Origin of the sequence: Campylobacter sp. CNRCH_2016_0050h, assembly GCF_025772605.1 — a bacterium.
GTDB lineage: Bacteria > Campylobacterota > Campylobacteria > Campylobacterales > Campylobacteraceae > Campylobacter_D > Campylobacter_D lari_D.
Genome location: NZ_JAKMSK010000038.1, coordinates 1 through 709, shown reverse-complemented (window position 1 = coordinate 709; position 709 = coordinate 1). Strand labels below are relative to the sequence as shown.

The 709-nt window shown below is 29.5% G+C and carries 1 pseudogene; it reads left to right on the top strand.

Features of this window, described 5'->3' with window-relative positions:
- Positions 1-55 precede the first annotated feature (55 nt).
- Positions 56-709: pseudogene (locus tag L8X28_RS08285) on the top strand (hypothetical protein); the annotation flags it as partial.

The following is a 709-nucleotide window of genomic DNA, read 5'->3' as shown; positions in this document are numbered from 1 at the left end:
TTTAAATGAAAATGATTATAAAAATTTCTTTTCTAAAGGCGCTTCTTTTTCTCCGGTGTTTAAGCCAAATCCTAAGGGTGGAAATGTGATTAATATGGGTGGTGAAATCAATGCTGCTAGCGTTGTTTTACAAGGTAATAAAGTAGTGTCTAATGCATATGCTGACTATGATAAAAATTTAGGAGAACACTCAAAACAAATTTCAGCTAATGAAATAACTTTACAAGGCAATGAAGTTTATGTTGATGTAAGCTCTATTAATGGTAATAAACTTAGCAAATTAAATATCAAGGGAGGCAATGGTAATAGTTTTAAAGGTTCTATGTATCTAAATGCTAGTGGATACTATTATAATCCTAGTTCTTTTAAAGTATTTAATAAATTTAACAATTCAAGCAGTAATTTTAAAGTATATAAATATGTAGGCATAGGCTCTGATGTAGACTGGTGGCATTTTGCTAAAGGGTGGAATGAAAACAAAGAAGGCTTTAGAGATACAGCTAGTGAGTATAGACTTACTAATGATATAGATTTTAAAGCAAGTAGTGGACAAAACTATGCTAATTATTGGATAGATTTAAATAGTGATGGCAAAAAAGATGCTAATGAATTTACTAGTATGATAGTAGGTTTTAAAGATGATAGTGCTTTCACTAAAACATTTGATGGTCAAGGATTTACTTTAAAGAATATTAATATAGATACGACA